Genomic DNA, 26,253 nt, shown 5'->3' on the forward strand with positions numbered 1-26,253 from the left:
GAATCAGCCGAGCTGCTCGAAGGCCTGCTGCCCGGTCAATTCCCTGGTCTGGTTGGCGAAGCAATACCAGGCGGGTTTCTGTTCGACAAAAATCTGCAGGTCGAACGCCCATTCCTGGTCACCGTCAAGCAGGCCGACCGGCACGGCATGGAAGTCGTTGGCCTTGAGCCGGTAATACAGATGGGTGCCGCACTGGCCGCAGAAACCGCGCTGAGCCCAATCGGACGAATCGTAGACGCTGGGCGCACGCCCTTCGATTACCGGTGGCTGGCTGCAGTGCACCACCAGCAGCGGGCCGCCGGTCCACTTGCGACACATGCTGCAATGGCAGGCGCTGATGTGGGTGTTGTCGACGATAGCGGTGAGCCGGGTGGCACCGCACAGGCAGGTACCGTGTTTTTCCAGGGGCATGGCTGACTCCTTCAGCTGAAGATGGGCCAGCAATTATAGACGCCTGTGCCGGCCACATCGCCGGCACAGGCAGCGCAAGGCGGATGCCCGGGTCAGATGGACACCGTACCACGCAGGTACAATGCTGCCCGCCCGCTGATGATGACCCTGCCGTTGCCCGGCACTTCGCATTGCAGGCGCCCTTTGCGCGCACCACCCTGCTCGCAGCTGAGCACCTGTTTGCCCAGGCGCTCGGCCCATATCGGCGCCAGTGAGGTGTGCGCCGAACCGGTCACCGGGTCTTCGTTGACGCCCACTCGCGGGCCGAACCAGCGGGTAACGAAATCAAAGCCGCGGCCTGCCGCCGTCACTGCGATGCCGCGCACGTCGAAGCGCGCCAGGGCGACGAAGTCCGGCTGCAAACGATCGAGCAACAAGGCATCGTCGATCACTACCACATAGTCATCGCTGCGGAACACTGCTTGCGCCTGGCTCAGCCCGAGCGCCTGCAGCAGGCCCGTGGGAAGTTCCACGGCGGCCGGTTGCCTGGCTGGAAAGTCCATGGCCAACAGCCCATCGCCGCTGCGGCTGACACGCAGCTCGCCACTGCGGGTGTTGAAGCGCAGCACCTGCGCCTGCTCGCCCAACTGTTCGAAAAGCACATAGGCTGACGCCAGGGTGGCATGGCCGCACAGGTCGACTTCCACGGTCGGGGTGAACCATCGCAGGTCGAAGGCTTCACCGTTACGCACGAAATAGGCGGTTTCCGACAGGTTGTTCTCTTCTGCGATGCGCTGCAGTACCTCATCCGGCAACCAGCTTTCCAGCGGGACTACAGCGGCCGGGTTGCCACCGAAAGGCTTGTCGGAAAAGGCATCGACCTGGAAGATCTCGAGTTGCATGCAAACGCTCCTTATGGGCCGGGCAGTGCCGGGGATATCGAATGGGTCAAGGTAGAACGGGGGTCAGCACCGGCTCACCGGCAAAGAACGCCTGCAAGTTGCGCAGCACCAAGGTTACCGTGTCGCGTGCCGCCTCTGGCGACTGGCCGGCTACATGGGGCGTGAGCACGGTATTGCCGAGGGCCTTGAGCGCATCGGGCACCTGCGGCTCGTCATCGAACACATCGAGCGCGGCACCGGCCAGCCGCCCCTGCTGCAGGGCGGCAACCAGCGCCTGGGTGTCGACCACGCTGGCGCGGGCGATGTTTACCAGGTAGCCCTTGGTGCCCAGCGCATCGAGCACCGCGGCATCGACCAGATGGCGGGTCTCGGCACCGCCGGGGGTAGCCACCAGCAGAATGTCGACGGCCTCGGCCAGGTGCAGCGGGCTGTCGTACCAGGTGTAGGGCAGATCTTGGCGTGGCGTGCGGCTGTGGTAGCTGATGGGCATGTCGAAGCCCTGATGGGCGCGCCTGGCGATAGCCTGCCCGACCGCACCGAGGCCGAGAATGCCCAGGCGCTTGCCGGTCACCGAGGGGCTGATCACTCGGTTCCATTCGCCGTGGCGGATACTGGCATCGGCGCGGGGGATGTCGCGCAACAACGCCAACAGCAAGGCCATGGCGTGGTCCGCGACCGCGTTGGCATTGGCCCCGGCACCGTTGGTGACGGTGATGCCGCGGGCGGCGGCGGCGGCCAGATCGACCTGCTCGTAGCCGGCGCCGATCACGCAGATGATCTGTAATCGGCGCAGGGTTTGGATTTCGGCGGCTGTCAGGCCCAGCGGGCCGCGGGTGAGAACCGCATCGATTTCATCGGCGTGCTGCCGAATGGCCTCGGCGCGCAGTTGCGGTGTGGGGGCACGAATCAGCTGATAGCCAGCCTGCTCCAGCAGGGGCAGGTAATCGTCGACGGTTTCTACCAGGACCAGGACTGTCTTGCGCATGCCACCTCCGGATCAGTTCGAGGTGGCATTATGCGGAATCACCGACCAGTACAGTCAACCGAAATAATGAGGCAGAACTGCACTGTTCTGCTCAACATGGCTTCCTACTCTTGCTCTTGCTCTGCTCTGCTCTGCTTTTGATCTTGATCTTGATCTTGATCTTGATCTTGATCTTGATCTTGATCTTGATCTTGATCTTGATCTTCGCGACTTCAGTAGGCCGAGCGAAGGGCTTGCGGAGGGAGGTGACGGGCATGGATGCCCGTCACCTCCCTCCGCAAGCCCTTCGCTCGGCCTACTGAAGTCGCATTCGGCGGCGCCTGAACTATTGCGCGCTTAGAAGCAAAAGCAAAAGCAAAAAGCAAAAAGCAAGAAGCAAGAAGCAAGAAGCAAGAAGCAAGAAGCAACGTTAACGCTGCAACTACTGCGCGAATGCGCGTCCCAAGCCACCCGGCACGCCACTGCTGTCCGTTTCCTGCCAAGGCCCATTCGGGCTCAGCGACCAACTCCAGCCGTTATCGAACCGGTAGTAGGTACGCTGGCGGTAGAAGGTATTGGGTTGCTTCTCAAGCACATATACACCCAGTTTCGGGTCCCAATGGCTCGCCCCGCCAGGCGGTGGCGCGAAGCTGGCCGAAGTCCGCGGCATCGGCTTGGGGATGGCCGCCGGCTTGCTCGGCGCAGTGGACGGTTGCCCACCCGGCACCGGCTTGACCACCGGCCCCTGCTGCGGCAACCGCTCGATCGGCGGCTCCGGCTGCTCGTACGGCTCATGCACCGTACACGCAGACAAACCCAGGGCCAGGGTGATCAGGGTCAGGCGGACGGTGCTGTGCATGGCATTGCTCTCTTACGGGTCGGGGCTGTCGATGGTCAGGTGCTGGGTCGCCTGGGTGGCGCTGGGCAGTGGCGCGCCCTGGCCAATCCACTCGCCATGGGTAGGCTGGCCAGCGCGCGAGACACGTGCAACCAGTTGGACTTCGGCAAAGTCGGACAGTTTCATCTGCGGCATCATTGCGTCAGCATCGGACAATTCCACCTCGATCGGCAACTGCGCCACCGTCACCCGCTTGGCCGCCAACGGCATCGGCGGCCCATTGCTGGCGCGGGCGAAGATGAACACCGTGTCGTTCGCCCGAACCTTGTCTTTCAACGCCGCAGCCAGCTCCACCCGCACCTTCAGGCGCGCCGCCACCGGCGCGGCTTGCGCGGCCTGGCCCGGCGAACCACCCAGGCGCTCGGCAGCGCGATCGATGCCACCTTGCAGGGCCGCACGCGATGCGTCGCCTTCCGGCAGTTGCGCCAGCAAGCGCTTCCAGTAATCGATCGCTTCCTGGTAACGCTCGCCCTCGAACGCAGCGATACCACGCAGCCCCAGGCTGGTCACTTCGTTGGGGTCGGCTTTCAGTGCTTCGTCCGTCAGCGCCTGCAACTGCCCGCTCCATTGCTTGCCAGCCGCGAAGTACAAGGCCTGGGCCCACTGCCCGAGCAATTCAGGCTGGCGCCCGGCCAAGGCCACCGCGCGCTCGAAGGTGCGCGCGGCGTCGGCCGGGCGCTGTTCGGCCATGTAGGCACGCCCCAGGAAGTACACCGCCTCGGCCGAATCCGGCTGGGCCTGCACCACCCGCTCCAGGCGCGTCGTCATTTCTTCCATCGACTTCGGCGCCTCGGCGAACTCCTGGGTCAGCGCCACCTTGTCCGCCGCGCCAAAATGCAGGTACAGCCCCAGCGCCATCAGCGGCACCAGCAGCGCCGCCAGCACTGGCAACGCCTTGCCCAGGTGGCCCTGACGCGCAGGTTCGACACCGTCGGTATCCGCCAGCAGCTCGCGGGCGGCTTCGTCGCGGCCCTTGGCCATCTGCGCGTCGTCGAGCACGCCAGCGGCCTGCTGCGCCGCCAGTTCGGCGATACGCTCCTGGTACAGCGCCACGTTCAGGGCGGTGCGGTCTTCTTCCTGCTGCTGGCGACGGCCACGCAGGATCGGGATCAGCAGAAAGCCGATGGCAGCGAGCAGCAGCAGGCCCGCACTAAGCCAGAATTCAGTCATGGGTCTGTTCTTTTTCCAGCAGTTTGGCGAGACGCTCGCGTTCTTCGAAGGACAGCTCCTGCGCAGCCTGGGTGGCCGAACCACGGCGACGGCGCACGATCACCGCCAGCACCACGAAGCCACCGACCAGCAAGATCCCCGGGCCGAACCAGAGCAACCAGGTGCGGCCACTGAGTGCCGGCTTGTAGCGCACGAAGTCGCCATAGCGGTCGACCATGAAGTCGACGATCTGCTGGTTGCTCTTGCCTTCGCCGAGCATGCGGAAGATTTCGCGGCGCAGGTCGGCGGCGATCGGTGCGTTGGAGTCGGCGATGTCCTGGTTCTGGCACTTGGGGCAACGCAGTTCCTTGGTCAGCTGCTGGTAACGCTCGCGCTCGGCGTCATCGCGGAACTGGTAGGTATCGATGGCCGCCTTGGCCACACCGGCCAGGCTCATGCCCAGCACGGCCGCTGCCAACCAGCGCTTCATGGCCTGGCCTCGTCGACCAGGCCCTGGTACAGCGGTGCCAGCTGTTCGCGCCATACCGTGGCATCGACGATGCCGACGTGCTTGTAGCGGATGATGCCCTTGGCGTCGATCAGGAAGGTTTCCGGCGCGCCGTACACGCCCAGGTCCAGGCCCAGGCTGCCCTGTTCGTCACGGATGTCCAGCTGGTACGGGTTGTGGAACTCGGCCAGCCACTTCTGTGCCGCGGCGTTGTCGTCCTTGTAGTTGATGCCGTGGATCACCACGCCCTGCTCGGCCAGCTGGTTGAGGTACGGGTGTTCGACCTTGCACGACGGGCACCAGGTCGCCCACACGTTGACCAGCGCCGGGCGGCCCTGCAAGTCAGCCTGGGTCAGGGTACGGTCGCCCTGGGTCGAGGCCAGGGAAAACGCCGGGAACGGCTTGCCGATCATTGCCGACGGCAGCTCGTCGGGCTTGAGGAACAGCCCCTTGTAGAGGACAACCGCCATCAGCAGGAACACCACCAATGGCACCACCATGATCCAACGCTTCATGCAGCTGCTCCAGACACGCCCAGGGCTTCACGCACCCGGGTCTTGACCTTGACGCGGTAGCGCCGGTCGAGGGCCGCCAGCAACCCGCCCAGGCCGGTCAGCAGACCGCCCAGCCAGATCCAGCGGACATAAGGCTTGATATGCACGCGCACTGCCCAGGCGCCGTTTTCCAGCGGCTCGCCGAGGGCAACATACAGGTCGCGGGTGAAGCCGGCGTCGATGCCGGCTTCGGTCATCATCGACTGCTGCACGCTGTACAGGCGCTTTTCCGGGTGCAGGGTGGTCACTTCGCGGCCATCGCGGCTGACCACGATGGTGCCCTTGTCGGAGATGAAGTTCGGCCCTTCGTAGTGCCTGGCGCCTTCGAACAGGAAGTGATAACCGCCCAGCTCGACGCTTTCGCCCGGTGCCATGCGCAGGTCGCGCTCGGCGCTGTTGTTGCTCGACAGCACCACGCCCAAGGCACACACCGCCAGGCCCAGGTGCGCCAGCTGCATGCCCCAGTAGCTGCGCGAAAGGCCCCGCACGCCTTTGACCAGGCCTTTGTGGCGGGTCTTGTCGAAGATGTCGCGCAACCCACCGAGCACCACCCAGGCAGCCAAAGCGAAGGCGCTCAGCGCTGGCCAGTCGAAATCATCGACGATGAAGCCGGCGAGCGGCGCCAGCACTGCGCTGCCGATCAATACCGGGGTCATCATGCTCGCCAGCCACTTGCCCGGGGTGTCTTTCCAGCGCACCACCACGCCCACGCCCAGCACCACCATCAGCAGCGCCATCAACGGCAGGAACAAGGCATCGAAGTACGGCGGCCCGACCGACAGCTTGGCCCCGCTGAGGGCGTCAAGCACCAACGGGTACAAGGTGCCGAGCAGGATCATCGAAGCAGCCACCACCAGGATCAGGTTGTTGGCCAGCAGCAACGTTTCCCGCGACCACAGGGCAAAGCCGACCTGGCTCTTGACCACCGGCGCGCGCACGGCGAACAAGGTCAGCGAACCGCCGACCACGAACAGCAGGAAGATCAGGATGAACACACCACGCGCCGGGTCGGCGGCGAACGCATGCACCGAGGTCAGCACGCCGGAGCGGACCAGGAAGGTACCCAGCAGGCTCAGCGAGAACGCGGCAATCGCCAGCAGCACGGTCCAGCTCTTGAACACCCCGCGCTTTTCCGTCACCGCCAGCGAGTGGATCAACGCGGTGCCCACCAGCCAGGGCATGAACGAGGCGTTCTCGACCGGGTCCCAGAACCACCAGCCGCCCCAACCCAGTTCGTAATAGGCCCACCACGAACCAAGGGTGATCCCCACGCCGAGGAAAGCCCAGGCGACGATGGTCCACGGCCGCGACCAGCGCGCCCAGGCGGCATCCAGGCGCCCGCCGAGCAGCGCGGCGATGGCGAAGGCAAAGGCCACCGAGAAACCGACGTAGCCCATGTACAGCATCGGTGGGTGGACGATCAGGCCGAAGTCCTGCAGCAGCGGGTTGAGGTCGCGGCCATCGCTCGGCACCTGCGGCAACAGGCGCTGGAACGGATTGGAGGTGATGATCAGGAAGCTCAGGAAGCCGACGCTGATCATGCCCATCACCGCCAGCACACGGGCCAGCATCACCTGTGGCAGCTGGCGCGAGAAGATCGACACGGCAAAGGTCCAGCCGCCGAGGATCAACGCCCACAGCAGCAACGAGCCTTCGTGGGCGCCCCAGACGGCGCTGAACTTGTAGTACCACGGCAAGGCGCTGTTGGAGTTGCTGGCCACGTAGGCGACCGAGAAGTTGTCGGTCATGAACGCGTGGGTCAGGCAGGCGAAGGCAAAGGCCAGGAACGCGAACTGGCCCCAGGCCGCCGGGCGCGCCAGGCTCATCCACAGGCTGTCGTTACGCCACGCGCCCAGCAGTGGCAGCGTGGCCTGCACGACGGCAAAGCAGATCGCCAGGATCATCGCCAGCTGGCCAAGTTCGGGGATCACCAGCGCCGCGTTCATGGCCTGGCCTCCATGCCGCCAGCCGCCTGGCCGCTTTCCTTCAGGGCCTTGGTCACTTCGGGCGGCATGTATTTCTCGTCGTGCTTGGCCAGCACCTCGTCGGCGACCACCACGCCGTCGCCGTTGAGCTTGCCGAGGGCGACGATGCCTTGCCCTTCACGGAACAGGTCCGGGAGGATGCCGCGGTAGGTGATCGGCACGGACTTGTTGAAGTCGGTGACCACGAAGCGCACGTCGAGCGAATCGGCAGAACGCTGCACCGAGCCCTTCTCGACCATGCCGCCGGCGCGAATGCGCGTATCCAGCGGTGCCTCGCCGTTGGCGATCTGGGTCGGGGTGTAGAACAGGTTGATGTTCTGCTGCAATGCGCTCAAGGCAAAGCCGACGGCAACCCCGACGCCGACCAGCAGGCCGACGATGAGCAACAGGCGTTTCTTGCGCTGCGGATTCACTGGTTGTTCTCCCGGCGCAAACGACGCGCCTCATCTTGCAGGTAGCGACGGCGGGCCAGCACGGGTGCGGCAACATTCAGCGCCAGCACTGCCAGGCAGATGCCATAGGCCGTCCACACGTACAGGCCATGCTGGCCCATGGCGAGAAAGTCACCGAAGGTGGCAAAACTCATGGTGCGGCCCTCCGCCCCAGGCTGTTCAATATTTCCTCCTTGACCCAACTGGCGCGAGCTTCGCGCTTGAGCACTTCCAGGCGCATGCGCAGCAGCAGCACCACGCCAAAGAAGCAGTAGAAGCCCAGCGCCGTGCACAGCAACGGCAGCCACATTTCAGCAGGCATCGCCGGTTTTTCCGTGAGGGTGAAAGTGGCGCCCTGGTGCAGGGTGTTCCACCACTCCACCGAATACTTGATGATCGGGATGTTCACCACGCCGACGATCGCCAGCACCGCACAGGCCTTGGCCGCACTGTCACGATTACTGATCGCCTGGCCCAACGCAATAATGCCGAAGTACAGGAACAACAGGATGAGCATGGACGTCAGCCGCGCATCCCAGACCCACCAGCTGCCCCAGGTCGGCTTGCCCCAGATGGCACCGGTAACCAGCGCCACGGCGGTCATCCAGGCGCCAATCGGTGCGGCGCACTGCAGGGCGACGTCGGCCAGTTTCATCTTCCACACCAGCCCCACCACCCCGGCCACGGCCAGCAGCACGTAGCAGGATTGCGCCAGCATCGCTGCTGGCACGTGGATGTAGATGATGCGGAAGCTGTTGCCCTGCTGGTAGTCCTGGGGGGCGAACGCCAGGCCCCAGGTGATGCCGACCAGCAACAGCAGCACGGCAGCGCCGGCAAGCCACGGCAGCATGCGGCCGCTGATGGCATAGAACCATTTCGGGGAGCCCAGCTTGTGGAACCACGTCCAGCTTATTTTCATCAGGGTACATCCAGGGTATTGGCCGGGCTTGGAAGCCCGGGACTCGTTATTCGCCGACGCTGATCTTCAGGCCGGCCGCTATCGCAAAGGGTGCCAGGGTCACGGCCAGGGCGGTGAGGCTGGCCAGCCAGAGCAGGTGGCCGGTTGCCGGCATATTCTGCAATGCCGCTTGCAACGCACCACTGCCCAGGATCAATACAGGGATATACAACGGCAGAATCAGCAATGCCAGCAGCAAACCGCCGCGCTTCAGCCCGACCGTCAGCGCCGCGCCGACGGCGCCCAGCAGGCTCAGGACCGGCGTGCCCAGCAGCAGCGAGCCGAGCAGCACCGGCAGGCAATGGCTTGGCAGCCCCAGCATCAGCGCCAGCAGCGGCGCCAACAATACCAGTGCCAGCCCGGAAAAGATCCAGTGCGCCAGCACCTTGGCCAGCACCAGCAACGCCAGCGGATGCGGCGACAGCACCCATTGTTCCAGCGAGCCGTCCTCGAAATCACTGCGGAACAGGCCGTCCAGCGACAGCAGTACCGCGAGCAGTGCCGCCACCCAGACCAGGCCTGGCGACAAGGTTTGCAACAATTGGCTTTCCGGGCCGACCGCCAGCGGGAACAACGCCACCACGATGGCAAAGAACACCAGCGGGTTGGCCAGCTCGGCCGGGCGGCGGAACAGCAGCCGCGCTTCGCGGCGCAACAACAGGACGAATACGCTCATGCTGCCCATTGCCCCAGGTTCAGTTCACGGTAGCCGGAGGGCTTGCGCGCCAGCGTGTGGTGGGTGGTCAGCACCACCGTACCGCCCTGCTCGCAGTGCGCCGCCAGGTGCGCTTCAAGCTGCGCCACGCCTTGCTTGTCGAGGGCGGTGAAAGGTTCGTCGAGAATCCATAGCGGCGGGCTGGCCAGGTACAGCCGGGCCAACGCCACGCGGCGCTGCTGGCCTGCCGACAGGGTGTGGCAGGACACATCTTCGAAACCGCGCAGGCCCACAGCCTGCAGCGCATTCCAGATTGCCTCGCGGCTGGCCGGCTGGTGCAGCGCACACAGCCAGGTGAGGTTCTCTTCAGCGCTGAGCAGGTCCTTGATGCCGGCCGCGTGGCCGATCCACAGCAGGATACTGGCCAGGGCATGGCGCTGCTCGGACAGCGGCTTGCCGTCCAGCAGGATGTGCCCGGCCGTCGGCTGCATCAGGCCGGCCAGCAGGCGCAGCAGGCTGGTCTTGCCGCTGCCGTTGGGGCCACTGATCTGCAGCATGTCGCCGGGCCGCAGTTCGAACGCCAGCTGCTCGAACAAGAGGCGCCGGTCGCGCTCGCAGGCCAGGCCTGCGGCTTGGAGGTGAAGGGTCACGGTTTCGCCTTATCTGTACAGGGCTTCAGGGGCGGTATCGCCCGGCGCTGCCGTTATACCGGCAACGACGGGCGGTCGGCATTATTACATGCACCGTCGCGCTGCCAAGAGGGCAGGCTCAACAGGTTGTATACAATCATGACTGAAATCAATAGTCCCGGCCTGCCAAGCCACATAAATACATACCCCCAGGCCTGCCCGGCCTGGCCCGACCATGCCAGTTCCATCAACTGGCAGGTCTAGACATGAACACTTACTTGCACCCGTTAGCGGCTGAACAGACGCGCAACCACCTCAGCGCCATCCCTCGCCCCGATCGAATTGCTGCAGAAAAAATACGCCAATGGGCGAAAACCCACGGCACCGATCTCGATCCCGACACGACAGTTGCCGTTACCTTGCATTACAAGCCCGACCCCAAGGGGGGCTGGCTAGCCCAGGTGGTGGAGGAAATGCCACTCAGTCAGGCCTTGTTGTCGAAGTGGCAGGCGCCATCCATCGACCTGCAAAGCGCCGCCAGCACCGCGCTTGGCCGCCCAGGGGCGCTTGTCGCCCTTGACCTGATAGGGTTGTTCAAGGAATGGAGCCTGCCGCAGACGAGCTGGTCGCAAGCCTTTTCCAGTGCCCAGGTGCATATCGTCGATCGGCTGCCCCAGGAGGGCGAACTGCAAGACTATGCGGTGTACCAAGGCCTGTTCCGTAAAACCGACCCGATGCAGTATGCCCGCGAGGCGCAAATCGCCGCGGACCTGCAAGCGTTTCAGCAATTCATCTGGGCGCTGGATATCGAAGACGCATTCTTCAGCCAGCTGAACGACTATTGGCTGCAGCAGTTCGATGATTTCGCCATGCTGGCCCAGGTGAACTTCATCGCTGCGTGTAACAAGCAGGTCGCGGAAGGCAGCCTGAGCAAAGCCGGTTGCCAGCTTGCCTGGCGCTCGGCCGGTATCGCCATCGATGACGGCGCAGCCCCCGCCCAGGACAGCCTGGTCGAAGCCCGCATGCTGAACTTCTATGGTTATGTCGCCACTGACATTGCCTGCCTCAGCGATCGCGCCTCGGGCCTGACCCTGCTGTATATCCCCGGCAACTCGTCCCCCCTGCATGAGTTCCAGAACCAGGAGGCCATGAAGTCCTGGCTGGTGGAGCAATGCAGGGCTGCCGAGCCTTGCAAGGCACTGATGGCGCATTTCCGCCTGGACGACTTGCAGAGCGGGCTTGGCTACTCCGGCCTGCAAGCCACGCTGGAAGGCCTGGCCAGTTACCACGGTACCCAGTATGTGCAGGTGAACAACGTGATCATTCCATCGCGCGGCTGGTCAACCGAGTACATCAACTACAAGGTCGACGAATACAGCCCGGTGATAACCGACGGTCTGTTCAAACATATCGCCTTGCGGCACAAACAACGTAGCTATGACGACGCACGCTACCTGATCACCACCAACAGCGACGTCATCAAGGCGAAATGGCGCGGTTACCTGAACCTTTCGCTGAACCTGCTGGCGCCTTTGTCGCTGCTCGTACCGGGCTTGGGATGGGTGGTTGCGGTTGGCGGCATTGCCCAGCTTGGCTTGGGCCTGGATGAGGTCATCAATGGCAGGAGCCTGCAAGACAAACTGGACGGTGCCAGCAACGTCGCCTTCGGTGCATTGTGTGCAGCACCACTGGTAAACGCGGGATGGAGTGGCAGCAAACGATTATTCCGCGCCCAGTTCGACGGCTTCATCTTCCCGCGCAGGATCAACGGCCAGATCGGCTACCCACTCAGCCCGACCCGAGCGCCCAGGCCGCACTGGGGTGGCAGCAACTTCCACAAGTATTTCGAGCAGCCGGTTGCCGTGGAACCATTGCCGCACAGCCCCGAGACGGTCATCAGCCGACAAACCACTCACACCGGCATGGACAGCCTGATCGACGTGCGTCATCCAGAGACCGACTATGTCTATGATCTGGATGCAGACGCATTCGTCAGATCCAGCGACGTTGGCGACGTTGCTCCGGCCCGTTTCATCGCCGAGAACGCGCAATTGAACCGCTATCAACCCGAGATCAACGGCCCCCGTCAGGTGACCGATGCCATGCGTGAACGCACGTTGCGCAGCCTGGGCATCAAGCTACCGCTGCCCGTCGAAGTGCCACGGGTCACCCAAGGCGATCAGCTGCCCATTCCCAGCAAAGTCATCCATACCTGGCCTGGCCGTGACCTCATCTCACCGGCGCTGCTGGAACAGATCGGCCGTAACGGCAGGCTGCTCAACGACGCCGGCTTCACCCACGTCCTCTACCTGTCCAACGCAAGCTACGACGCCTTCGCAATCAATAGCCGCGCGCTGGCCAGCGCCGCCCCCGACTTGCAGGTACGGGTCCTCGAACAACAGGAGTTCTACCGCAACATGGGGTATTCCCGGCGTTACTACGCTGCGGCCATGGAGGGCCCCGAGCCCGGACGCTCTCATCTGACAGCAGCCAATGACATGCTGAAGTACCATGCGCTGTACCACGAAGGCGGCTTGTACATGGACATCAACAATGACTTGCTGGCCCCGGCCGGGCATCCTGCCGCGGCAGGTATCATCAACACCAGCGCACCCCACGACTGGATCGGCAATGTGCCGTTGAACGTCGCCCGCAATGGGCTGTTGCTGGAGCAACCCACCTCGAACCCATTCAGGAGCATCCACCAGCTCTATAACACCAGCGTGATGGGTAGCCATCCGGGGAACCCGACCCTGCGCCAGGTGCTCGACGAAATGGAACTGCGCCTGGACGCTCGCCCAGGCTTTTTCACACAGAAACAGCACTGGCCGCTCGGCGGCTCGCATGCGCCCAAATACGCGAGCTACACCAAGGCACTGAACGAGTTGACCGGTGTCGGTATGTTCAATGATGTCGTCGACAGGGCCCTGCCTGCACACAGGCAAATGCGGCAAATCTACAAACTGCTGAGCTGCCCGCTGCTGAGCACGCCCACATTACTGGGGGCAGACTTGCATCCGGTGTCGGAAGCCGAGCTGCAGGCCACGCTGCAATCGATGTTCCGCGTATCACGGATAGTCCGGGTGAACAAAGGGTTCGGTTGGCGGCACCTGAACCACTAGGCTCCGTATGAAAAGTCTTGAGACGAAGGTCAGGCAAGGCGAAAACAGCCGAGGAAGCGGAGTGTACTGGAGTACATGAGCATTCCGAGGCTGTTTTCAACGCAGCATGAACAAGTATCAAGGCTTTTCGTACAGAGCCTAGGGTCTGTGTGAAAAGTCTTGAGACGAAGGTCAGGCAAGGCGAAAACAGCCGAGGAAGCGGAGTTTACGGGTTGTAAATGAGCATTCCGAGGCTGTTTTCAACGCAGCATCACCGAGTATCAAGGCTTTTCACACAGAGCCTAGCAGAGCATTGCCACCGGGTTGGCCGGAGGCCCGGCACTCAGGCCAACCCTCTCTGTGCTTCTCAAGTCGACGGCTTCGCGGCCGTTATACTGGCAACGATGCGTGGCAGGCGTCGTGCATGCGCCACCATGGTGCCGAGAGGGCGGGCTCTACAGGCTGTACAGGATCATGACCGAAATCAATAGCCTCAGCGCACAGAACGCAATCACCAGCCAAGCCATGAAAGCCGGCATGACTGGCGAACTGCTGCGCCTGATCCAGCCGCTGCCCGGTTTGCTGGCCCCCGGCGAGACCGCGCAAGCCGAGGTCATGTCGTTGCGCCAGACCGGCCAGGACTTTCAACTGGTGCTGCGCCTGGTGCGCGCAGATGGCGTGCAGACGCAGCTCCAGGCCAGCGCAAGCCAGCCCCTGCCACAGGGGAGCCAGGTCACCGTCAGCCAGACCGAAAGCGACCGCCTGGCCATCCTGCTGCAACAGGCAAGCGCCAGCCAGGTCGCCACCCTCACCCGCCTGGACACCAGCAAGGTACCGGTCGGCACGCTACTGCAGGGCAAGGTGCTGACCAACCAGCTGTTACCCCAGGCAGTCGGGCAACCGGCCGTTTACCGGGCATTGGTCAGCCTGCTCGACAGCGCCCAGGCCGGGGCTACCCTGGCTGTCGACAGCCCGCGGCCGCTGGCTATCGGCAGCCTGCTCAGCGCCCAGGTGCAGGGTGACCAATCGCTGCGTTTCGTACCGCTCAGCGGCCGGCAAGAGCAGCTCAGCATCGCCCAGCAGTTGCAGGCCCAGCAGAACCGCCAGGCTTCGCTGCCCGGCCTGCTCCAGGCCCTGCAACAGCTGACCCATGCCTCCGGCGTCGATAGCGAGCTGCGTGCCAGCGCCGAGCGCCTGCTGGCCAGCCTGCCAGAGGCAAGGCAACTGGGCGATGCCAGGACGCTGGCCCAAGCCCTGAACAACAGCGGTGCGTTTCTTGAGGCCAAGTTGCTGAGCGGCCCCGCCAGCGGCATCGCCAGCGACCTCAAGGCACACTTGCTGCGGCTGATCAGCCAGGCCCCGGCCAGCTTGCCCGGCCCCCCCGGCCTGGCGCCCGCCAGCCTGGCCGTGACCATGCCGGCAATGGCGCGCACGGCACTGGGCATGCTCGAACGGGTCAGCCCCAAGCCGCAGCCTGGCGCGTTTCCGCTACCGGCGCGGCTGCTGGCGGCCATGGCCGACGAGGGCGACCTGCAACAGCTCTTGCGCCTCGCCGCCGCAGCGGTATCGCGCTTGCAAAGCCACGCCATGAGCAGCCTGCAACAGACCGGCACCCTGGAAAACGGCAACCTGCAGACCACCTGGCAGACCGAGGTGCCGATCCGTCAAGGCCAGGAGTTCATACCTTTGCAGGTGAGGCTGCAGCGCGAGGAAACGCCACAACAACAGGCCGACCGCCAGCACGAAGCACAAGACCCGTTGCAAGCGCTATGGCGCATCGAACTGGCCTTCGACCTCTCGCCCCTGGGCCCCTTGCAGGTGCAGGCGCAGTTGAGCCAAGGCCGTTTGAGCGGCCAGTTGTGGGCGGAGCGCGAGCAAACCGCGCGGCTGATCGAAACCGAACTTGCCAGCCTGCGCCAACGGCTGCTGGCCCGAGGCCTGGATGTCGACGACCTGGCGTGCCACCCCGGTACGCCACCACAAGGGCCGCGCACCCGGGTAGAACAACGCTGGGTGGACGAAAACGCATGAGCGGCCAACATCCCCGCCAGGCCATCGCCCTGAGCTATGACGGCGAGCAAGCCCCTACCCTCAGCGCCAAGGGCGATGACGCACTGGCCGAGGCCATCCTGGCACTCGCCCGTGAACATGAAGTGCCGATCTATGAAAACGCCGAACTGGTGCGGCTGCTGGCACGCCTGGAACTGGGCGAGCAGATCCCCGAGGCGCTGTACCTGACCATTGCCGAGATCATCGCTTTCGCCTGGCAGCTGCGCGGCAAAGTGCCGGCGGGCTTCAGCGACGAACCCGGCACGCCACGCGACATCACTCCGGTAACCGCCCTGTTGCCTGCGGATGAGCGCCGGTAGTTATCTACCACCGCTGGCCACGCCAGCCGTTCACCCTTGCCGTTCTTTCAACGAGCAAGGCGAATACCATGCCCACCAGCCGCATCAACACCGCTGGCGTGAATTACGTCCGCGATCATCTCAGCCATATCCCCCGTCCGGACCGCGAAGCCAACCGGGCCATCGGCCAATGGCTCAAGCAGCGAGGCCATGACGTCGACCCCGAACAGATCGATATCGTCACCCTGCACTACTGCCCGGATGGCAGCGGCGGCCATCTCGCTGCCATCACCCAGTGCCTGAGCTTGCCGCAGGCATTGCTAAGCAACTGGCAAGGCGAATCCGACAACGACCTGTTCGGTGACCTGCTTCGCGCACCTTGGGCTGGCAGGCTGCCCAATGGCCCGCTGCGGCTGGTCGAAACCCTGCCTGCGCCTGGCATCATCCATCAGGGCGCCGCCTACTCGGTGTTCAATGGCCTGTTCCGCCGCACCAAGCCACAACGGTATGACGCCTCGACGCACCTGCCGATCGCTGCCGAGGCCTTTCAGCAATTCATCCACGAACTGGATTTCCATGCGCCGTTCAAGGCGCAGCTCGACCGCTACTGGCGCGACCATTTGCCCGATCACCGCCTGGTCAGCAAACTCAACTTCATTGCCGCCTGCAACAGGCAGGTCGGCGAAGGCAGCCTCAGCGAAGCGGCCAGGCAGCTGGCATGGCGGGCTGGCGGGCTGATGCCGCCGGGCGCCAATGTACGCCTGAGCACCCTCAGCATCTACGGCTACGCCGCTACCGACATCCTGTATCTGAACGACAAGGCCAGCGGCCTGACCCTGTTGTACATCCCCGGCAACAGCTCGCCGCTGCTGGAATTTGCCAGCGAAAACGCCATGAAGGACTGGATCGGGCAACAGTGCAAGGAGCCCGCCAGGCGGTTGGCCCTGAAGCAGCACTTTCGCTTGGCCGACCGCCCGCAAGGCCTTGACTTCAGCGGCCTGGATACCGCCCTGGAAGGCCTGGCGGCGTACCCCGCCAGCCATCGGTTGCCACCCGAGCACGGCTACTTCAACGACGACGGCATCTGGCCACCGCGGACCTATGTCAACTACCGACCTGGCAAATACAACCCGAAGATAACCGGTGACCTGTTCCAGGCGCTGGCCGAACGCCAGCGCCAGCGCAGTTACGATGATGCCGATTTCCTCATTACCCGCGACAGCCAGGTCAGCAAGGCCCGATGGCTCGGTTACCTGACCACCACACTCAACCTGCTGGCGCCGTTGTGCCTGGTGGTACCAGGCCTGGCACCGCTGTTGGCAGCCGGCGGCATCGCGCAGCTGGGCCTGGGTCTGGACCAGGCAATCAACGGCAAGTCATTGAAGGACCAGGAAGCCGGTGTCGGCAATATTACCTGGGGCCTGTTCAATGCCGTGCCGCTGGCCATCGCCGGCGCCAGCAAGGCCAAGGCATTGTTCGAGTTCAAGCAGGATGCGTTCGTCATGCCGGTGCGCTTGAACGAACAGCTCGGTTACCCGTTGAGCCCCCTTTCCCCGCCCCGCTTCCCAGAGCCCGAGGGCGTGCGCTACTTCCACATGCCTGACGCTATCCCGCCCGTGACCGGCGGCGACCAGGCCGTGGCCGACTCGATAATCCGCGTGCCGGCCTACACGGGTGGCTTCGACAGCCTTCAGGGGCAAATCGATAACTATACCGAAAACATGGTGTACGACCTCGAACGGGACGTGTTCATACCCGACCAGGCGCGCAACGCAATCGACCCGCCAGGCTACCTTGCCGCCGCCGGCAGCAGCAACCTGCAACCGGCACCCGCCCGCCGTGTGGTGACCCACGCCATGCGCAGCCGCACCCTGCGGGCGCTCGGCGTCGAGCTTGCTTTGCCGGTGGAAATACCCTCTTTACCCGCCAACAGCGCACCGATTGCGAAGAAGGTGTCGTGCCTGTGGGTAGGAGACAAGCTCATCAGCCGGCAGCTGCTGGCCAACCTCGGCCAGAATGCCAGGCGGCTCGAACACAGCGAATATACCCTGCGCCTGTTCCTCTCCAGCGCCGCGCCCGAGGTTTATGGCGAAAACTTACGGCGGTTGGCCGAGTACGCGCCTGGCTTGCAGGTGCTGCCTTTGGAAGAACAGGCCTTTTTCAGGGCTTTCCGCCAGAGCAGGTATTACGCCCAGTACGAAGCTGCCCTGGACGGCAATGGGGGTATCGCCACCAATTACGCCTCGGCCTCCGACGTGCTGCGCTACCCGATGCTGTACCACCAAGGGGGCCTGTACATGGACATCGACGATACCTTGCTGGCGGTGGGTGAATACCCGCGCATCGTCGACGGGCAACCTGTCGGCAGGCCCGGCGAGGCCATCGACCAGGTCGAACTGCGCACCACCCCGGAAGGCTTGCTACTGTCCCCGCCCATGTCCAACGAAAAGCTGGGCATGAACTGCCTGTACAACACCAGCCTGATCGGCAGCCACGCCGGCAACCCGACGCTGGAGGCGATTTCCGAAGAAATGCATGCGCGCTTCCAGACCAACCCGGACTTCTACGACAACAGGCCCAGCCTGGCTGAAGACCCGGCGAACTTCTATCGCTACGCCAACCGCCTCAGCTACCTCACAGGCCCAGCCCTGCTCAGCGATGTGGTCGACCGGCATTTGCCGGGGCTGCGTACGTTGCGCCAGATATTCAACTTCTGGAGCGTGCCGCTGGTCAACGACCACCCGTTCATCGACCCGCATCGCAGCCAGCAGGCCGTGCGCAGCCTGCTGCCGCTCAACCGCTTTGCCAAGGTGGGTGGCAACCATTCCTGGAGCAGCACCTGAGGCGGTTTGCCCGCTACTGCGTTGCGGCAGCGCTCGGCTCGCCAATGGTTGCCCTCAAGCCCATTGGCGACCCAGGCCAGCCCTCACTGATGGCACCTGTATCAACCGTTGCGGTGCAGCTTGCTCATCAGTTCGGCCTCGGCCTGGGTCAGGCCGCAGCTTTCGGTCAGCTCGGCCACGCTGGCGCCCATGCCCACCAGCTTGGCCGCCTGGGTGAAGGTGACGTTTTCGGGGTCGCGCTGCTCCAGCTGCTGGATCCTGTCCGGCAGTGGCGCAACCGACACGCTCAACGCGTGCAGCGCCTCGCCCATGCGCACGGTACCGTTCTGGTAGTCGTCCAGGCGCTTGGCCAGGTCCTTGATGCGCTGGTCACGCAGCGCATCCCCCACCGCCTGCTGGGCGGCCAGCTCGCGCTGGCGCTTGCTGTAGTTGAGGAAAAACCACAGGCTCACAGCCCAGACCAGCGCCAGGAAGATGACAGCAACCTCGAGGATCAACTCAGATATTCTCCAGCTCGGACCACTCTTCCTCGGTCATCATCTTGTCCAGTTCAACCAGGATCAGCAGCTCGCCGTTCTTGTTGCACACGCCCTGGATGAACTTGGCCGACTCTTCGTTGCCCACGTTCGGCGCGGTCTCGATCTCGGACTGACGCAGGTACACCACTTCGGCCACGCTGTCGACCAGGATGCCGACCACTTGCTTGTCGGCCTCGATGATGACGATGCGGGTATTGTCGGTGACTTCGGTCGGCATCAGGCCAAAGCGCTGACGGGTGTCGATCACCGTCACCACGTTGCCACGCAGGTTGATGATGCCCAGCACGTAGCTTGGCGCACCCGGTACCGGGGCGATCTCGGTGTAGCGCAACACTTCCTGCACCTGCATCACGTTGATGCCGTAGGACTCGTTGTCCAGACGGAAGGTAACCCATTGCAGGATCGGATCTTCGGAACCTTGTGCAGACGACTTTTTCATTCCCCTACCCTCAATATCCGCCACTGGCGGTGTGTTCGGTGTCATTTCTGTTTCGCATGCAATTGCTTGGCTGCACCGCTGGCGATCAGCTCGGCCAGCGCAGCGACGTCGAGCAATGCACACATGTGTTCGATAACCGTGCCGGCCAGCCACGGGCGCTGGCCACGCTGGCTGCGCCACTTGATCTCGGCCGGGTCCAGGCGCAACGAGCGGCTGACCTGGTGCACGGCCAACCCCCATTCATAGCCCTGTACGGAAATCACGTACTGCAGGCCCTGGCGAAAATCATCGCGGTAGCGGTCAGGCATGACCCAACGCGCGGTGTCCAGCACCTTCAGGTTGCCGGCCTGGCAGGTCAGGATGCCCAGGAACCAGTCAGGCTGGCCGAACAACGGCGTCAGTTCCTGGCCGGCCAGGGAGTAGATCGAGCCCAGGCACACCAGTGGCACCGCCAGGGTCAGGCCGGCCACGTCGAACAGCAGGCATTCGAATGGCTCGGCCGCCCAGGCCGGGCGGCCATCGACGGTGGTCGGCGGCCCGGGCAGGTTGGGCGCCGGCAGGTGCACATCCACCAATGGCACCGCCACCACGCTGGGTTCTTCGATCAGCACCGGAATGCTGGCCTCGGCCACGACCTCGCGCTCGACCACCGACACCACCGGGGCGTCGACCGGCATCACGCTGGGCAATACCGCCAGCTTGGGCTCGGCGAACGGCCGCAGCGCCGGGCTGGCGCTGGCCTGGAGCGCTGCTGGCGTGGCCGGTTGCCGGGCATCGCGCGCCTGTTCTTCGCGCACCGCGTCGGCAAATTCGTCTGCCACTGCGGGCGCTGCGAGCAGCTCGTCGGCCTCGGTGGCGTCCTGCAGCAGGCCGTCAAGGTAGGATTGCAGGGCCATCTGTGGCCGGCTGCTGGTTGTTCGGGTCTGGGTCATCAGGCCACCTGCGCCGCAGTCTTGTAAGTCAGCAGGTGCTTGAGCAGCGCCCGATAGGCCACCAGGCCGCGGCTCTTGCTGTCGAATTGCGAGGGCGTGACGCCCTTGCGGCTGGCATCGCGCAGGCGCGTATCCACCGGGATATAGCCCTGCCACACATGCTGGCCATAAGTGTCCCGCAGTTGCTTGAGGGTACCCAGCGAGGCCTGGGTCCGCCGGTCGAACAGGGTCGGCACGATCTGGTACGGCAGCGCCTGCTTGCGGGAGCGATTGACCATGGCCAGGGTGCCGACCATGCGCTCCAGGCCCTTGACCGCGAGAAACTCGGTTTGCACCGGGATCACCAGCTGCTGGCTGGCAGCCAGGGCATTGACCATCAGCACGCCGAGCAACGGCGGGCTGTCGATCAGGGCGAAGTCGAAATCCTGCCACAGCTGCGCCAGACTCTTGGCGATGACCAGGCCCAGACCGTTCTGCCCTGGCGACTGGCGCTCGAGCACGGCCAGCGCGGTGCTCGACGGCAACAGCGAAATGCGCTCGTCACTGGTGGGCAGCAGCAACTGCCCGGGCAGGCCTTCGGGCACCGCGCCCTTGTGCAGGAACAGGTCGTAGCAGCTGTGCTCCAGGGCATCCGGGTTGTGCCCGAAGTAACTGGTCATCGAGCCGTGCGGGTCGAGGTCGACGACGACCACACGCTTGCCGGCCTCGGCCAGCAGGCCGGCCAGGGCGATGGTAGTGGTGGTCTTGCCGACGCCACCTTTTTGATTGGCTACTGCCCAGACTCTCATCAAGCAAACTCTATCTATTGATTTGGCAGGAACACTGCGGGGGCAACTGTCTTGCGCAAAATTCGAAAGCTCGCGCGGTCGCTGTGGGAGCGGCCAAGCCGGCGAACACCGGCGCAGCCGGTGCCATTCACCGTATCGACTGCTTCGCGGGCACGCCCGCTCCCACAGCTGACAGCGCCACATCCACTATCATGTACATCGCAGCGTCGGGGAATTGACGGATCACTGCCCCGCCACCGTTGCTGGCGTTGCCGGTGCACTTTGTGTGCCAGCCCGGCGCAATGCCGCATCCGGCTTGGCATTGGCGCTGCCCGAGCCAGTCAGGCTGCGGCGCACTTCGAGGTTGCGCGAAATCACCAGCACCACGCGGCGGTTACGCGCACGCCCTTCGGCCGTATCGTTGCTGGCCACCGGCTGGTACTCGCCGTAGCCCACCGAGGCCATGCGTGCCGGGTCGACCCCTTCCATGGCCAGCAGGCGCACGATGCTCGCCGCGCGCGCCGACGACAGCTCCCAGTTGGTCGGGTACTGCGCGGTGCGGATCGGCAAGTTGTCGGTAAAGCCTTCGACATGCACCGGGTTGGCGAACGGCTTGAGAATGCCGGCCACCTTTTCGATGATGGCGAATGCCTTGTCGCTGGGCATGGCATCGCCGCTGCCGAACAGCAACGAGGAATTGAGTTCGATCTCGATCCACAGTTCATTGCCGCGTACGGTCATCTGGTCGCTGCTGATCAGGTCGCCAAAGGCATCACGCACGTCATCGCTGATGGTTTTCAGCGGGTCGGCAGTGCTCGCCGCCAGGGCCGCATCGGTCTGTTCGCTGTCCTTGACCAGGGGCTCGGCCGGGCGCACGCTCAGCGGCCGCTCGTCGCCGATGGGGATCGGCTTCATGCTGCGTTCGGGGTCGTTGAACACCCCGAGCAAGGCCTGGGAAATGACCTTGTACTTGCCCTCGTTGATCGAGGAAATCGAGTACATCACCACGAAGAAGGCGAACAGCAAGGTGATGAAGTCGGCGTACGACACCAGCCAGCGTTCGTGGTTTTCGTGTTCCTCGGCATGACGACGGCGACGCATGGGTTACTCCATGAAGCCTTGCAGCTTCAGCTCGATCGAGCGGGGGTTCTCGCCTTCGGCAATCGACAGCAGGCCTTCGAGCAACATCTCGCGGTAGCGCGACTGGCGCATGACAATGGCCTTGAGCTTGTTGGCGATCGGCAGCAACACCAGGTTGGCGCTGGCCACACCGTAGATGGTGGCGACGAAGGCCACGGCAATGCCATTGCCCAGTTGCGACGGGTCCGCCAGGTTGCCCATCACGTGAATCAGGCCCATCACCGCGCCGATGATGCCGATGGTCGGCGCGTAGCCGCCCATGCTCTCGAACACTTTGGCGGCCTGGATATCACGGCTTTCCTGGGTCAGGAAATCAACCTCGAGGATGCTGCGGATGGCCTCCGGCTCGGCGCCGTCCACCAGCAGTTGCAAGCCTTTGCGGGCATACGGGTCGGGCTCGGCATCGGCCACCCCTTCCAGGCCCAGCAGGCCTTCCTTGCGCGCCGTCAGGCTCCAGTTCACCACGCGATCGATGCCGCCGGCCAGGTCGACCCGTGGCGGAAACAGGATCCAGCGCAGGATCTGCAAGGCGCGCTTGAACGACGCCAGCGGCGACTGCAGCAAGGCCGCCGCCAGGGTACCGCCAAGCACGATCAGCGCCGCAGGGCCATTGATCAGCGCACCAACGTGGCCGCCTTCGAGGAAGTTGCCACCGACGATGGCGACGAACGCGAGGATCAGGCCGATCAGGCTGAGCACGTCCATCAGACGCACGCCTCCACCAGGTGCTTGCCGATATCGTCCAGGCTGTACACCGCGTCGGCAAGGTTGGCCTTGACGATGGCCATGGGCATGCCATAGATCACGCAGCTGGCTTCATCCTGGGCCCACACCGTGCTGCCGCCCTGCTTGAGCAGGCGTGCACCTTCACGGCCATCGGCGCCCATGCCGGTAAGTACCACCGACAGCACCTTGTCGCCATACGACTTGGCCGCCGAGCCGAAGGTGATGTCCACGCACGGCTTGTAGTTGAGGCGCTCGTCACCGGGCAGGATCTTCACCGTGCCACGGCCGTCGATCATCATCTGCTTGCCACCGGGGGCCAGCAGGGCCAGGCCGGGGCGCAGCATGTCGCCGTCCTCGGCCTCCTTGACGCTGATGCGGCACAGCTTGTCCAGGCGTTCGGCAAAAGCCTTGGTGAACGCCGCCGGCATGTGCTGGATCAGCACGATCGGTGCCGGGAAGTTGGCTGGCAGCTGGGTCAACACACGCTGCAGGGCAACCGGGCCACCGGTGGAGGTGCCAATGGCCACCAGCTTGTAAGGCTTGCGCTTGGGCGCCGGCGCATGCGTTGGCGCGGCGGCCGGGGCTGCCGCACGGGTAGTCACCGGCGTACGTGCCGAGGCCGGGCTGGCGAAGCTGCTGGCAGGCGCCGGCGTAGCCACTGGCGCGGGGCTGGCGTAGCTGCCAAAGCGGCGGTTGCTGCGGGAAATGGTATGCACCTTTTCGCACAGCAGCTGCTTGACCTTCTCCGGGTTGCGCGAGATGTCCTCGAAATTCTTCGGCAGGTAATCCACCGCCCCGGCATCCAGTGCGTCGAGGGTGACGCGGGCGCCTTCATGGGTCAGCGAGGAGAACATCAACACCGGCGTCGGGCAGCGCTGCATGATGTGCCGCACTGCGGTGATGCCGTCCATCATGGGCATTTCGTAGTCCATGGTGATGACATCGGGCTTGAGCGCCAGCGCCTGGTCGATTGCTTCCCTGCCGTTGGTCGCGGTACCCACCACCTGGATCGTCGGATCCGCCGCGAGGATTTCCGAGACGCGGCGGCGGAAGAAACCGGAATCATCCACCACCAGGACCTTGACTGCCATAAACACTCCGTTAGGTGGCGCAACCCGCCAGGGTGCGCCACCGAAATCAAATACGCCGTGCGGCGTAACGCTTGAGCATGCTCGGGACGTCGAGAATCAACGCGATGCGACCGTCGCCGGTAATGGTGGCCCCGGACATCCCCGGGGTGCCCTGCAGCATCTTGCCCAGCGGCTTGATTACCACTTCTTCCTGGCCAACCAGTTGATCGACGATAAAGCCGATGCGCTGGGTGCCGACCGACAGGATCACCACATGACCCTCGTGCTGCTCTTCGTGCACCTGGCCCTGGACCAGCCAGCGCTTGAGGTAGAACAACGGCAATGCCTTGTCGCGTACGATCACCACTTCCTGGCCGTCGACCACGTTGGTGCGCGACAGGTCGAGGTGGAAGATTTCGTTGACGTTGACCAGCGGGAAGGCGAACGCCTGGTTACCCAGCATCACCATCAGGGTCGGCATGATCGCCAGGGTCAGCGGCACCTTGATGACGATCTTCGAGCCCTGGCCCTTGGCCGAGAAGATGTTGATCGAGCCGTTGAGCTGGGAAATCTTGGTCTTCACCACGTCCATGCCGACACCACGGCCGGACACGTCGGAAATCTCGGTCTTGGTCGAGAAGCCCGGGGCGAAGATCAGGTTGTAGCAGTCCGATTCGCTCAGGCGATCGGCGGCGTCCTTGTCCATCAGGCCCTTTTCCACGGCCTTGGCGCGCAGGATGTTGGGGTCCATGCCCTTGCCGTCGTCAGAAATCGACAACAGGATATGGTCGCCTTCCTGTTCCGCCGACAGTACCACCCGGCCCATCCGCGGCTTGCCTGCAGCCTCACGCTCGTCAGGCATTTCCACGCCGTGGTCGACCGCGTTGCGCACCAGGTGCACCAACGGGTCGGCCAGGGCCTCGACCAGGTTCTTGTCGAGGTCGGTTTCCTCGCCGACCAGCTCCAGGTTGATCTCTTTCTTCAACTGGCGGGCCAGGTCACGTACCAGGCGCGGGAAGCGGCCGAAGACTTTCTTGATCGGCTGCATGCGGGTTTTCATCACCGCGGTCTGCAGGTCGGCGGTGACCACGTCGAGGTTGGACACGGCCTTGGACATGGCCTCGTCGCCGCTGTTCAGGCCCAGGCGCACCAGGCGGTTACGCACCAGCACCAGTTCGCCGACCATGTTCATGATCTCGTCCAGGCGCGCGGTATCGACCCGCACGGTGGTTTCCGCTTCGCTGGCACCGTGCTTGTCGGCAGCCGGGGCCGGCGCGCGTGGTGCCGCAGCAGGCTTGCTGGCTGCTGCCGGAGCCGCAGCCGCAGCTGGGGCTGGCGCTGGCACTGCAGCAGGCTTGGCCGCTGGCTGGCTGTCGGCTTTGGCGGCAGCCGGCGCTTGCACCTTGGCCGCAGCGGGGGCTTCGGCAGCGGCCACTTCGCCGCTGAACTTGCCCTTGCCGTGCAACTGGTCCAGCAGCGCCTCGAACTCGTGCTCGCTGATTTCGTCACCACCGGCGTCAGGGGCAGCGGCGGCAGGCGCCGAGGCCTTGGCGGCCGGCAAGGCATCAGCCTGGAACGTGCCCTTGCCATGCAGCTGGTCGAGCAGCGATTCGAATTCGGCGTCGGTAATCTCGTCGCTGGCCGCTTCCGGCGCACTGGCGACCGCTGGCGCGGCAAGCTCGGCAGTGAACTGGCCTTTGCCGTGCAACTGGTCGAGCAGCGATTCGAACTCGGCGTCGGTGATCTCGTCACCTTCGCCACTGACGGTCTCGCCCTGCAGCTGCTCGTCGGCCGCAGCTTGCGCCTTGACCGCATCGAGCGAGTCGAGCAACTGCTCGAACTCGCTGTCGGTAATGTCCTGCTCTTCGGCGGCAGCCTCGACAACCGGCTCCGCTGCCGCAGCGGCAGGCGCTTCGGCTTCTTGCGCAGCGCCCGGCTCGGCCAGGCGCGACAACGCCGCCAGCAGCTCGGGGGTGGCTGGGGTCACTTCGCTGCGTTCGCGCACCTGGCCAAACATGCTGTTGACCGTATCCAGTGCCTCGAGCACCACATCCATCAGTTCCGCATCGACCCGGCGCTCACCTTTGCGCAGGATGTCGAACACGTTCTCGGCGATATGGCAGCACTCCACCAGCTCGTTGAGCTGGAGGAAGCCGGCGCCCCCTTTTACAGTGTGGAAACCGCGAAAGATCGCATTGAGCAGGTCGGCATCGTCGGGCCGGCTTTCCAGCTCGACCAGTTGCTCGGACAGTTGCTCAAGAATTTCGCCGGCTTCTACCAGGAAATCCTGGAGGATTTCTTCATCGGCGCCGAAGCTCATCAAAG

General features: G+C 64.2%; 25 protein-coding genes. 4 read left to right on the forward strand and 21 right to left on the reverse strand.

What is annotated here, in order from left to right:
* Positions 1-3: 3 nt before the first annotated feature.
* The 13 genes from ACJA3S_RS17605 to ccmA form a co-directional block, all read right to left on the reverse strand.
* Positions 4-411 (reverse strand): GFA family protein, encoded by a 408-nt coding sequence (locus ACJA3S_RS17605; RefSeq protein WP_406819443.1) that lies wholly within the window; start codon positions 409-411, stop codon positions 4-6.
* Positions 412-503: 92 nt separating this feature from the next.
* On the reverse strand, positions 504-1,292 hold the full coding sequence (locus tag ACJA3S_RS17610) for a PhzF family phenazine biosynthesis protein (RefSeq protein ID WP_406819444.1): 789 nt from the start codon (positions 1,290-1,292) through the stop codon (positions 504-506).
* Between the two features lie 46 nt (positions 1,293-1,338).
* Positions 1,339-2,277, reverse strand: a complete 939-nt coding sequence (locus ACJA3S_RS17615; protein ID WP_406819445.1) for a 2-hydroxyacid dehydrogenase — start codon at positions 2,275-2,277, stop codon at positions 1,339-1,341.
* A gap of 421 nt (positions 2,278-2,698) precedes the next feature.
* On the reverse strand, positions 2,699-3,115 hold the full coding sequence (locus ACJA3S_RS17620; protein ID WP_170031050.1) for a hypothetical protein: 417 nt from the start codon (positions 3,113-3,115) through the stop codon (positions 2,699-2,701).
* A 12-nt stretch (positions 3,116-3,127) separates the two neighbouring features.
* A complete protein-coding gene (gene ccmI, locus ACJA3S_RS17625; protein WP_406819446.1) occupies positions 3,128-4,324 on the reverse strand; it encodes a c-type cytochrome biogenesis protein CcmI in 1,197 nt (398 codons plus the stop codon).
* A complete protein-coding gene (locus tag ACJA3S_RS17630; protein WP_170031054.1) occupies positions 4,317-4,793 on the reverse strand; it encodes a cytochrome c-type biogenesis protein in 477 nt (158 codons plus the stop codon). Before ACJA3S_RS17630 ends, ccmI begins: the two co-directional genes overlap by 8 nt.
* The gene (locus ACJA3S_RS17635; protein ID WP_170031056.1) at positions 4,790-5,326 is read right to left on the reverse strand and encodes a DsbE family thiol:disulfide interchange protein; all 537 of its coding nucleotides are present in this window, start codon (positions 5,324-5,326) and stop codon (positions 4,790-4,792) included. Before ACJA3S_RS17635 ends, ACJA3S_RS17630 begins: the two co-directional genes overlap by 4 nt.
* A complete protein-coding gene (locus ACJA3S_RS17640) occupies positions 5,323-7,296 on the reverse strand; it encodes a heme lyase CcmF/NrfE family subunit (RefSeq protein ID WP_406822271.1) in 1,974 nt (657 codons plus the stop codon). Before ACJA3S_RS17640 ends, ACJA3S_RS17635 begins: the two co-directional genes overlap by 4 nt.
* Positions 7,297-7,307: 11 nt before the next feature.
* Positions 7,308-7,763 carry a cytochrome c maturation protein CcmE gene (gene ccmE / locus ACJA3S_RS17645; protein WP_170031058.1) on the reverse strand — a complete coding sequence of 152 codons (456 nt, stop codon included), beginning with the start codon at positions 7,761-7,763 and terminating at the stop codon, positions 7,308-7,310.
* Positions 7,760-7,936 (reverse strand): heme exporter protein CcmD, encoded by a 177-nt coding sequence (gene ccmD / locus ACJA3S_RS17650; RefSeq protein WP_170031060.1) that lies wholly within the window; start codon positions 7,934-7,936, stop codon positions 7,760-7,762. Before ccmD ends, ccmE begins: the two co-directional genes overlap by 4 nt.
* A complete protein-coding gene (locus ACJA3S_RS17655; RefSeq protein WP_406819448.1) occupies positions 7,933-8,700 on the reverse strand; it encodes a heme ABC transporter permease in 768 nt (255 codons plus the stop codon). The genes ccmD and ACJA3S_RS17655 overlap by 4 nt, the downstream gene beginning before the upstream one ends.
* 46 nt (positions 8,701-8,746) lie before the next feature.
* The gene (ccmB, locus tag ACJA3S_RS17660) at positions 8,747-9,415 is read right to left on the reverse strand and encodes a heme exporter protein CcmB (RefSeq protein ID WP_025753825.1); all 669 of its coding nucleotides are present in this window, start codon (positions 9,413-9,415) and stop codon (positions 8,747-8,749) included.
* Positions 9,412-10,044, reverse strand: a complete 633-nt coding sequence (ccmA, locus tag ACJA3S_RS17665; protein WP_406819449.1) for a cytochrome c biogenesis heme-transporting ATPase CcmA — start codon at positions 10,042-10,044, stop codon at positions 9,412-9,414. The genes ccmB and ccmA overlap by 4 nt, the downstream gene beginning before the upstream one ends.
* 245 nt (positions 10,045-10,289) lie before the next feature.
* On the opposite strand from ccmA, the gene ACJA3S_RS17670 reads away from it, so the two are divergent.
* The 4 genes from ACJA3S_RS17670 (at position 10,290) to ACJA3S_RS17685 (ending at position 18,315) form a co-directional block, all read left to right on the forward strand.
* On the forward strand, positions 10,290-13,145 hold the full coding sequence (locus ACJA3S_RS17670; RefSeq protein ID WP_406819450.1) for a dermonecrotic toxin domain-containing protein: 2,856 nt from the start codon (positions 10,290-10,292) through the stop codon (positions 13,143-13,145).
* 453 nt (positions 13,146-13,598) lie between these two features.
* Positions 13,599-15,155, forward strand: coding sequence for a flagellar hook-length control protein FliK (locus ACJA3S_RS17675; RefSeq protein WP_406819451.1), 1,557 nt, complete (start codon positions 13,599-13,601; stop codon positions 15,153-15,155).
* Positions 15,152-15,493, forward strand: a complete 342-nt coding sequence (locus tag ACJA3S_RS17680) for an EscU/YscU/HrcU family type III secretion system export apparatus switch protein (protein ID WP_406819452.1) — start codon at positions 15,152-15,154, stop codon at positions 15,491-15,493. The genes ACJA3S_RS17675 and ACJA3S_RS17680 overlap by 4 nt, the downstream gene beginning before the upstream one ends.
* 68 nt (positions 15,494-15,561) lie before the next feature.
* Entirely contained in the window at positions 15,562-18,315 is a 2,754-nt protein-coding gene (locus ACJA3S_RS17685; protein WP_406819453.1) for a dermonecrotic toxin domain-containing protein, read from the forward strand.
* Positions 18,316-18,416: 101 nt separating this feature from the next.
* Here ACJA3S_RS17685 and ACJA3S_RS17690 read toward each other — a convergent pair whose 3' ends face one another.
* From ACJA3S_RS17690 to ACJA3S_RS17725, 8 genes are all read right to left on the reverse strand, one after another.
* Positions 18,417-18,812 carry a DUF2802 domain-containing protein gene (locus ACJA3S_RS17690; protein ID WP_406819454.1) on the reverse strand — a complete coding sequence of 132 codons (396 nt, stop codon included), beginning with the start codon at positions 18,810-18,812 and terminating at the stop codon, positions 18,417-18,419.
* Position 18,813: 1 nt separating this feature from the next.
* Positions 18,814-19,293 (reverse strand): chemotaxis protein CheW, encoded by a 480-nt coding sequence (locus tag ACJA3S_RS17695; protein WP_003254393.1) that lies wholly within the window; start codon positions 19,291-19,293, stop codon positions 18,814-18,816.
* Between the two features lie 41 nt (positions 19,294-19,334).
* Positions 19,335-20,225 (reverse strand): chemotaxis protein CheW, encoded by an 891-nt coding sequence (locus ACJA3S_RS17700; protein WP_406819455.1) that lies wholly within the window; start codon positions 20,223-20,225, stop codon positions 19,335-19,337.
* A complete protein-coding gene (locus ACJA3S_RS17705) occupies positions 20,225-21,013 on the reverse strand; it encodes a ParA family protein (protein ID WP_170031078.1) in 789 nt (262 codons plus the stop codon). Before ACJA3S_RS17705 ends, ACJA3S_RS17700 begins: the two co-directional genes overlap by 1 nt.
* A gap of 222 nt (positions 21,014-21,235) precedes the next feature.
* Positions 21,236-22,093, reverse strand: coding sequence for a flagellar motor protein MotD (gene motD / locus ACJA3S_RS17710; RefSeq protein WP_170031080.1), 858 nt, complete (start codon positions 22,091-22,093; stop codon positions 21,236-21,238).
* A 3-nt stretch (positions 22,094-22,096) separates the two neighbouring features.
* Complete coding sequence (locus ACJA3S_RS17715) at positions 22,097-22,837, reverse strand: flagellar motor protein (protein ID WP_186679796.1); 741 nt, start codon at positions 22,835-22,837, stop codon at positions 22,097-22,099.
* The gene (locus ACJA3S_RS17720) at positions 22,837-23,949 is read right to left on the reverse strand and encodes a chemotaxis response regulator protein-glutamate methylesterase (RefSeq protein ID WP_406819456.1); all 1,113 of its coding nucleotides are present in this window, start codon (positions 23,947-23,949) and stop codon (positions 22,837-22,839) included. The genes ACJA3S_RS17715 and ACJA3S_RS17720 overlap by 1 nt, the downstream gene beginning before the upstream one ends.
* A 46-nt stretch (positions 23,950-23,995) precedes the next feature.
* A complete protein-coding gene (locus tag ACJA3S_RS17725; RefSeq protein ID WP_406819457.1) occupies positions 23,996-26,248 on the reverse strand; it encodes a chemotaxis protein CheA in 2,253 nt (750 codons plus the stop codon).
* Positions 26,249-26,253: the final 5 nt, after the last annotated feature.

The organism is Pseudomonas sp. KnCO4, assembly GCF_045344305.1.
In the GTDB taxonomy this organism is placed as follows: Bacteria; Pseudomonadota; Gammaproteobacteria; order Pseudomonadales; family Pseudomonadaceae; genus Aquipseudomonas; species Aquipseudomonas anuradhapurensis.

Coding starts and splice junctions, on each gene's coding strand:
- ACJA3S_RS17605 (WP_406819443.1), bottom strand. CDS start 411: ATGCCCCTGGAAAAACACGGTACCTGCCTGTGCGGTGCCACCCGGCTC.
- ACJA3S_RS17610 (WP_406819444.1), bottom strand. CDS start 1,292: ATGCAACTCGAGATCTTCCAGGTCGATGCCTTTTCCGACAAGCCTTTC.
- ACJA3S_RS17615 (WP_406819445.1), bottom strand. CDS start 2,277: ATGCGCAAGACAGTCCTGGTCCTGGTAGAAACCGTCGACGATTACCTG.
- ACJA3S_RS17620 (WP_170031050.1), bottom strand. CDS start 3,115: ATGCACAGCACCGTCCGCCTGACCCTGATCACCCTGGCCCTGGGTTTG.
- ccmI (WP_406819446.1), bottom strand. CDS start 4,324: ATGACTGAATTCTGGCTTAGTGCGGGCCTGCTGCTGCTCGCTGCCATC.
- ACJA3S_RS17630 (WP_170031054.1), bottom strand. CDS start 4,793: ATGAAGCGCTGGTTGGCAGCGGCCGTGCTGGGCATGAGCCTGGCCGGT.
- ACJA3S_RS17635 (WP_170031056.1), bottom strand. CDS start 5,326: ATGAAGCGTTGGATCATGGTGGTGCCATTGGTGGTGTTCCTGCTGATG.
- ccmD (WP_170031060.1), bottom strand. CDS start 7,936: ATGAGTTTTGCCACCTTCGGTGACTTTCTCGCCATGGGCCAGCATGGC.
- ACJA3S_RS17655 (WP_406819448.1), bottom strand. CDS start 8,700: ATGAAAATAAGCTGGACGTGGTTCCACAAGCTGGGCTCCCCGAAATGG.
- ccmB (WP_025753825.1), bottom strand. CDS start 9,415: ATGAGCGTATTCGTCCTGTTGTTGCGCCGCGAAGCGCGGCTGCTGTTC.
- ACJA3S_RS17670 (WP_406819450.1), top strand. CDS start 10,290: ATGAACACTTACTTGCACCCGTTAGCGGCTGAACAGACGCGCAACCAC.
- ACJA3S_RS17675 (WP_406819451.1), top strand. CDS start 13,599: ATGACCGAAATCAATAGCCTCAGCGCACAGAACGCAATCACCAGCCAA.
- ACJA3S_RS17680 (WP_406819452.1), top strand. CDS start 15,152: ATGAGCGGCCAACATCCCCGCCAGGCCATCGCCCTGAGCTATGACGGC.
- ACJA3S_RS17685 (WP_406819453.1), top strand. CDS start 15,562: ATGCCCACCAGCCGCATCAACACCGCTGGCGTGAATTACGTCCGCGAT.
- ACJA3S_RS17695 (WP_003254393.1), bottom strand. CDS start 19,293: ATGAAAAAGTCGTCTGCACAAGGTTCCGAAGATCCGATCCTGCAATGG.
- ACJA3S_RS17700 (WP_406819455.1), bottom strand. CDS start 20,225: ATGACCCAGACCCGAACAACCAGCAGCCGGCCACAGATGGCCCTGCAA.
- ACJA3S_RS17705 (WP_170031078.1), bottom strand. CDS start 21,013: ATGAGAGTCTGGGCAGTAGCCAATCAAAAAGGTGGCGTCGGCAAGACC.
- motD (WP_170031080.1), bottom strand. CDS start 22,093: ATGCGTCGCCGTCGTCATGCCGAGGAACACGAAAACCACGAACGCTGG.
- ACJA3S_RS17715 (WP_186679796.1), bottom strand. CDS start 22,837: ATGGACGTGCTCAGCCTGATCGGCCTGATCCTCGCGTTCGTCGCCATC.
- ACJA3S_RS17720 (WP_406819456.1), bottom strand. CDS start 23,949: ATGGCAGTCAAGGTCCTGGTGGTGGATGATTCCGGTTTCTTCCGCCGC.
- ACJA3S_RS17725 (WP_406819457.1), bottom strand. CDS start 26,248: ATGAGCTTCGGCGCCGATGAAGAAATCCTCCAGGATTTCCTGGTAGAA.